The organism is Vibrio limimangrovi (assembly GCF_054064025.1).
Window position 1 is genome coordinate 1 of sequence record NZ_JBSUGF010000029.1, and the last position, 5894, is coordinate 5894.

The 5894-nt window shown below is 43.7% G+C and carries 6 protein-coding genes and 4 tRNA genes; 3 read left to right on the top strand and 7 right to left on the bottom strand.

Annotated elements, in window-relative coordinates; translation table 11 throughout:
- The 5 genes from ACWYU8_RS21845 to ACWYU8_RS21865 all read right to left on the bottom strand — a co-directional run.
- Positions 1–110 (bottom strand): GTP-binding protein (locus ACWYU8_RS21845; RefSeq protein WP_457521746.1); only part of this gene is annotated, 110 nt, incomplete at its 3' end.
- Positions 111–214: 104 nt separating this feature from the next.
- Positions 215–290: transfer RNA gene (locus ACWYU8_RS21850), tRNA-Thr, on the bottom strand.
- A 13-nt stretch (positions 291–303) separates the two neighbouring features.
- A tRNA-Gly gene (locus ACWYU8_RS21855) sits at positions 304–378 on the bottom strand.
- Between the two features lie 35 nt (positions 379–413).
- Positions 414–498 (bottom strand) — tRNA-Tyr (locus tag ACWYU8_RS21860).
- Positions 499–553: 55 nt separating this feature from the next.
- Positions 554–629 (bottom strand) — tRNA-Thr (locus ACWYU8_RS21865).
- A 206-nt stretch (positions 630–835) separates the two neighbouring features.
- Between ACWYU8_RS21865 and coaA the strand changes: the two genes are divergently transcribed.
- A complete protein-coding gene (gene coaA, locus ACWYU8_RS21870) occupies positions 836–1759 on the top strand; it encodes a type I pantothenate kinase (RefSeq protein WP_457521829.1) in 924 nt (307 codons plus the stop codon).
- Positions 1760–1767: 8 nt separating this feature from the next.
- Here coaA and birA read toward each other — a convergent pair whose 3' ends face one another.
- On the bottom strand, positions 1768–2733 hold the full coding sequence (gene birA, locus ACWYU8_RS21875; protein ID WP_457521830.1) for a bifunctional biotin--[acetyl-CoA-carboxylase] ligase/biotin operon repressor BirA: 966 nt from the start codon (positions 2731–2733) through the stop codon (positions 1768–1770).
- Positions 2730–3773 carry a UDP-N-acetylmuramate dehydrogenase gene (gene murB / locus ACWYU8_RS21880; protein WP_457521831.1) on the bottom strand — a complete coding sequence of 348 codons (1044 nt, stop codon included), beginning with the start codon at positions 3771–3773 and terminating at the stop codon, positions 2730–2732. The genes birA and murB overlap by 4 nt, the downstream gene beginning before the upstream one ends.
- Positions 3774–3874: 101 nt before the next feature.
- Here murB and ACWYU8_RS21885 point away from each other — a divergent pair, with 101 nt between their 5' ends.
- Both ACWYU8_RS21885 and pssA read left to right on the top strand, forming a co-directional pair.
- The gene (locus tag ACWYU8_RS21885) at positions 3875–4306 is read left to right on the top strand and encodes a GNAT family N-acetyltransferase (protein WP_457521833.1); all 432 of its coding nucleotides are present in this window, start codon (positions 3875–3877) and stop codon (positions 4304–4306) included.
- A 71-nt stretch (positions 4307–4377) separates the two neighbouring features.
- Positions 4378–5718, top strand: a complete 1341-nt coding sequence (pssA, locus tag ACWYU8_RS21890) for a CDP-diacylglycerol--serine O-phosphatidyltransferase (protein WP_457521832.1) — start codon at positions 4378–4380, stop codon at positions 5716–5718.
- The last annotated feature ends 176 nt before the right edge of the window (positions 5719–5894 follow it).

The window sequence follows — 5894 nt, forward strand, 5'->3', positions numbered from 1 at the left end:
GCAAGAGTAGTACAGATAGCTGCAGTTAGAGTTGTTTTACCGTGGTCAACGTGGCCGATAGTACCAACGTTTACGTGCGGTTTTACACGTTCAAATTTTGCTTTAGACATGAGTGGTCCCTCTAGGTACGGATTTTGGTGGCCCAGTTTGACCACGCAACCAAAAAAAAAGATTATTGGTAAATCTAATATCAAAAGGAAATAAACTTTAGAGCTGGTGCTGATAGGCAGACTCGAACTGCCGACCTCATCCTTACCAAGGATGCGCTCTACCACCTGAGCTATATCAGCACTCAAATTAGAGTGGAGCGGGCAGCGGGAATCGAACCCGCATCATCAGCTTGGAAGGCTGAGGTAATAGCCATTATACGATGCCCGCAACACGTAACTCTGAGAGCTATTTCCTAAAGAATATGGTGGAGGGGGACGGATTCGAACCATCGAAGGCAGTGCCGGCAGATTTACAGTCTGCTCCCTTTGGCCACTCGGGAACCCCTCCAAAATTTCTAGCCATTCTCACTACAAGGTTGTTTCAATGCAGAAACAGGAGAGAATGGTGCCGACTACCGGAATCGAACTGGTGACCTACTGATTACAAGTCAGTTGCTCTACCTACTGAGCTAAGTCGGCATAAGTGGTGCGCATTCTATTGAATGATTTTCTAGGTTGCAATAGTAATTTAAAAAAAAATCAGAAAATTTGATTTTTTGGCTTCATTTGCTGCAAAAACGTACAAACATCGCATTTTTCAAGCAAACTTCGACCTCCGTCGCTTGCTTTAAAGTGCGCTTGATGTATGTTCATGCTCTCAATGAAAACAAGGATAAAAGAGACCCATGAGCCCATTTTTGTCATTTGACCGTGCCAACTGGGCAGAGTTGAGAAATTCTGTACCAATGACACTTTCTGAAGACGACTTGATTGCGCTTCAGGGCATAAATGAAAACCTCACCATGGAGGAAGCGGTAGAGATCTACCTTCCTTTGTCTCGCCTATTGAATTTGTATGTGCAAGCTCGTCAAAGCCGTAATTCTGTTTTACAGCAATTTTTGAATACAGAAGAGCACGCTCCTCCTTTTGTAATCGGAATAGCTGGCAGCGTCGCGGTAGGCAAAAGTACAACCGCTCGTATCCTGAAAGCACTACTTTCACGTTGGGAAAATCACCCTAAAGTATCATTAGTGACAACAGATGGATTTTTGTATCCAAAGAAAGTGTTGGAAGAAAAGGGAATAATGCATCGCAAAGGCTTCCCAGAATCTTATGACATCAAGCATTTAGTTGAGTTTATGTCAGATGTAAAAGCAGGTAAGCCTAATCTAGAGGTGCCCGTCTATTCGCATATTACCTATGACATTACAGACGAACGGAAAAAAGTCGATAGGCCTGATGTGCTGATCATCGAAGGATTAAATGTATTACAAAGTGGTATGGATTACCCACATGATCCCCACCGCGTGTTCGTTTCAGATTTCTTGGATTTTTCTATTTACGTTGATGCAGAATCTGACACCATTGAGCAATGGTATGTGGAAAGGTTTTTGAAGTTCCGCCGAGGCGCCTTTACCAAACCAGGATCTTACTTTAGCCACTATACACAACTGACGGTCGATGAGGCCAAAAACAAAGCGCAAGAAATCTGGAAGAACATTAACGGGCTCAACTTGGAACATAACATTCTCCCTACAAGGGAAAGAGCCCATTTGATACTACATAAAGGGGTTAACCATCTAGTGGACAAGGTATCTCTCAGAAAATAATGAAAGAATCAGTCCCCTTTTCTTAAGGAGATCTCACCACCGATGTAGGTCTCTATGCCATTTTCTGTTTGCAGGACTACACCGCCCTGCTGATCGATACCTTGCACAATACCATGAATTTCTCTTGGCCCGATTAGAAGCTTCACAGGACGTCCAATAAAGTTGTCCAGACGGTTCCAGCGCTCAACAAACCCTGATAACCCCATCATCTCATAATCAATCAGAGCCGAATTCCAATGCTCAATTAAAGTTAATGCGAGTTGCGTCCTGTCGATTTTCAGATCCCCACAAACCTGATTCAGTGTTGTCCATGGTTGATCAATCGCTGGCTGTAAATCGGGCATGCCAATATTTAATCCCATACCAATGACTAAATGAGCTGCTCCTCCGGCCTGCCCGGACATTTCTACCAAAATACCTGCCAGCTTTTTATCCTGATAGTACAGGTCATTAGGCCATTTTAGCTTAACGCCTTCAATCCCCATTTCTTCTAGCGCTTCAACCGCAGCGATGCCAATGACAAGACTTAAACCCATTGCCGCCGCTATACCTGCATCAAGGCGCCAGTACATGGATAAGTACAAGTTAGATCCAAATGGGGATATCCATTGACGGCCCCGTCGTCCCCTGCCTTGGGCTTGATACTCAGCTAAACAAACACGGCCTTTTTGGGACTCATTCACTCTATCCAACAGATACTGGTTGGTAGAATCAATAACGGGGATGAGTTCCAGCTTTTGAGCTGCGTTTGCTGTTAACTTGGCTTCATCCAACAACTGCATTGGATGTGCCAATTGATAGCCACGCCCCTGAATACGGTAGGTATCCACCCCCCATTCGCTCAAGCCTTTAATATGTTTCGCTATCGCCGCTCTTGATATACCGAGATCCATTCCTAATGCTTCTCCAGAATGAAACTCTCCGTCACTGAGCGTTTTCAGAATATGGAGCTTAGTTGAGTGATCTTTTCTCATTGTGCCGCCTCAATCTCAGCCAGATTCGTTTCGCCAACCCTATTGATAAAACGGACTTCGTGCTCGAGTTCAATCTGATATTTATCCCAAACGGTCTGCTTAACGAGGGAAGCCAGCGCCAGTACATCATTCGCACTGCAGTTATCCACGTTGGTCAGTACCAATGCTTGCAACGGGTTGACCTGTGCGCCATTGATAGAGATCCCTTTTAAGCCACATTGATCAATTAACCAACCAGCTGCCACTTTCATTCCATTTTCAGCAGGGTAAGCAACCAAATCGCGGTGAACCTCAATAAGTCGATCATAATGATCTTTCGCGATCACTGGGTTCTTAAAAAAACTACCTGCATTACCCACTTTCTCCGGATCTGGCAATTTCTCCTGGCGAACCTGACAAACCCGTTCAAATATTGACGCCGGGCTTAATTCTTCAGAAGGGATATTCTGCAGAGGGCCATATTGATTTATCGGCTGCCATTGCTTATTCAGCTTAAGTCCAACAGCAGAAATAAAGCACTTACCATATAAATCGTGCTTAAAGATGGAGTCACGATAACCAAACTCACATTCATCAGCGCTCATTCGTCGAGTCTCGAATGTTGTCAGATCCAAGATGTCCACATAATCACAGATATCCTGCAACTCGAGTCCATAAGCTCCGATGTTCTGTATCGGTGCTGAGCCAGCACAACCAGGAATTAACGCTAGGTTTTCGATTCCGCCATATCCTCTTTCAACACACCAGGAAACGAATTCAGGCCAGTCTTCTCCACCTTCAACGTGTAGTAAGTAATGATCGTTGGTTTCTGTCACTACTTTTCCTGACAAGCGGTTGATTATCACCAGACCTTTATAATGCTCGGTAAAAAGAACATTGCTCCCTTTCCCTAAGAAGAGCTTCGGCAAACTGTTATAAACTGGATCTTGAAAGAGCTGAATGACATCGTCAAGCGACTCAACGATGGCTAAATAGGAACACGTCTGTTCAATACCAAAAGTGTGATAAGCCTTTAGGCTCGCATTATTTTTAATTTGCATAGTGGGTTTGCAACGCCAGATGAAATTCTCTTAAACTGTCAACATTCTACATCAGTTATCTTTTGACCGCAGTGACAATACCTAGCTCATTAATCATAGAAGTGTTAAATCCGATCAAACTTCCTCTAATTAAACGGTTGTACAAGGCGTACTATCCCTCAGGAAAAGCCAAAAGTGATGAGTTGATCATTACAGCCAGTACCGAGGGTTCCATCGTAGCTTTGCTTCGTATGAAGACCGTAGAGAATTCTCGTTTATTGACGGGGATGTTGGTTGTACCCAACTTTCGGGGAACAGGCGTGGGAGATGCTTTACTGACTTATTGTGAAAAAGAAGTTTTCAGAGATGGTGACTACTGCTTTTCCTTTATGCATTTGAATGCTTACTACACACAACATGGTTTTAAAGTCATTGATAGTTCAAAACTGCCAAACGCACTGAAAATAGCTTTTCTCCGCTACGTTAATAGCGGTAAAGATCTCATTCCAATGCAATTCACGACATCATCAACATCAATGAGCTCGCTTTTGTAGCCAGAGAAATCATATCTTTGGTAAAATATCAGGTTCGCAATATTGCACGAAATTAAGGTACTCACACCGATATGATAGTTAGTAGGAATCCATTCGCACAGTTGCCTAGCCTCGCAGTGAATCCTGAGGACTTTGACGTTCTGTATTCAGCTCAAGAATTCAGAGGTCGTCTTTTGGATGCGATCAGCAAAGCAACGTCACGAATTTACCTAGTCGCTCTATATCTGGAAGATGACGAGGCTGGACGTGAAATACTCACGGCACTTTACGAAGCAAAGCAACGTAATCCAGGGCTGGATGTCAATATCTGTGTAGACTGGCACCGCGCGCAACGTGGTCTGATTGGAGCAGAAACATCGGAAGGCAATTCAGCGATGTATAAAGAATTTGCGCAGCAGTACCCGTACCCCATTCCAGTATATGGCATTCCCGTACGTGGTCGCGAAGTCTTTGGCGTGCTTCATTTGAAAGGCTTTATAGTCGATGACACCGTTATATACAGTGGTGCGAGCCTAAATAATGTTTATCTACAATACCATGGCCGTTATCGCTTTGACCGTTATCATGTCATTCGACATAAGTCCCTAGCCGACTCGATGGTGCACTTTGTTCAGAATGAGATGATCGCTCATCCAGCCGTTAATAACCTAGCCGACCAAGACAAGCCCGGAACAAAAGAAATCAAATCAGCCATTCGCCAGCTTCGCTCTTCTCTTTCTCAAGCGAATTACCAGTTTGAACATGAAACAGAAACAGAAAACGAAGTAAGAGTGACACCACTGGTAGGCTTAGGCAAACGTCGTAATGTATTAAATCAGCAGATAGTAAAGTTACTATCATCTGCTGAAAGTGAGGTGTTCATTTGTACCCCCTATTTCAACTTCCCTAAAGCTATCCATCGTGAGGTTAAGCGCGCGATGAAACGCGGTGTGAAAGTCACTATTGTGGTTGGTGATAAGATAGCAAATGATTTCTACATATCTCCTGAAGAAGATTTCAAAACCATAGGGGGACTGCCTTATCTCTATGAAGTGAATCTGCGTCGCTTCGCTAAAGCAAACGAAGCGAGTATCGCAGCAAGAAAGCTATCGATTCACTTATGGAAGCACGACAACAACAGCTTCCATCTCAAAGGTATTTGGGTAGATAAGCGCTACATGCTCCTGACGGGCAATAACTTAAACCCAAGAGCCTGGTCACTCGATCTTGAAAATGGCTTACTTATTCAAGATAACTACGCGAACCTTACAGACAAGTTTGAAGAAGAGGTTTCTCGTATACTCGAGCACACCCATCTGATTTGTACTTATAGACAATTAGATAAAGTAGAAGAATATCCACTAAGTGTCCAAAAGCTGGTAAGAAAAATTACCCGCTTGAAAGCTGATGGTGTTTTAAAACGCATTCTTTAATCTAGCTTCTTCAATCATCTCAACTCAACGCCCGACCTCTGTTGGGCGTTTTTGTCTCTAGTTGGCAGACAGCAGGATCGCACACGAGAGGGACTCCACTTCCCAGAAAAGGAAACTAGAAACCAAGTTCCATAAACGACAAAAGCCTAGTCATTTAGACTAGGCTTTTTAATAAG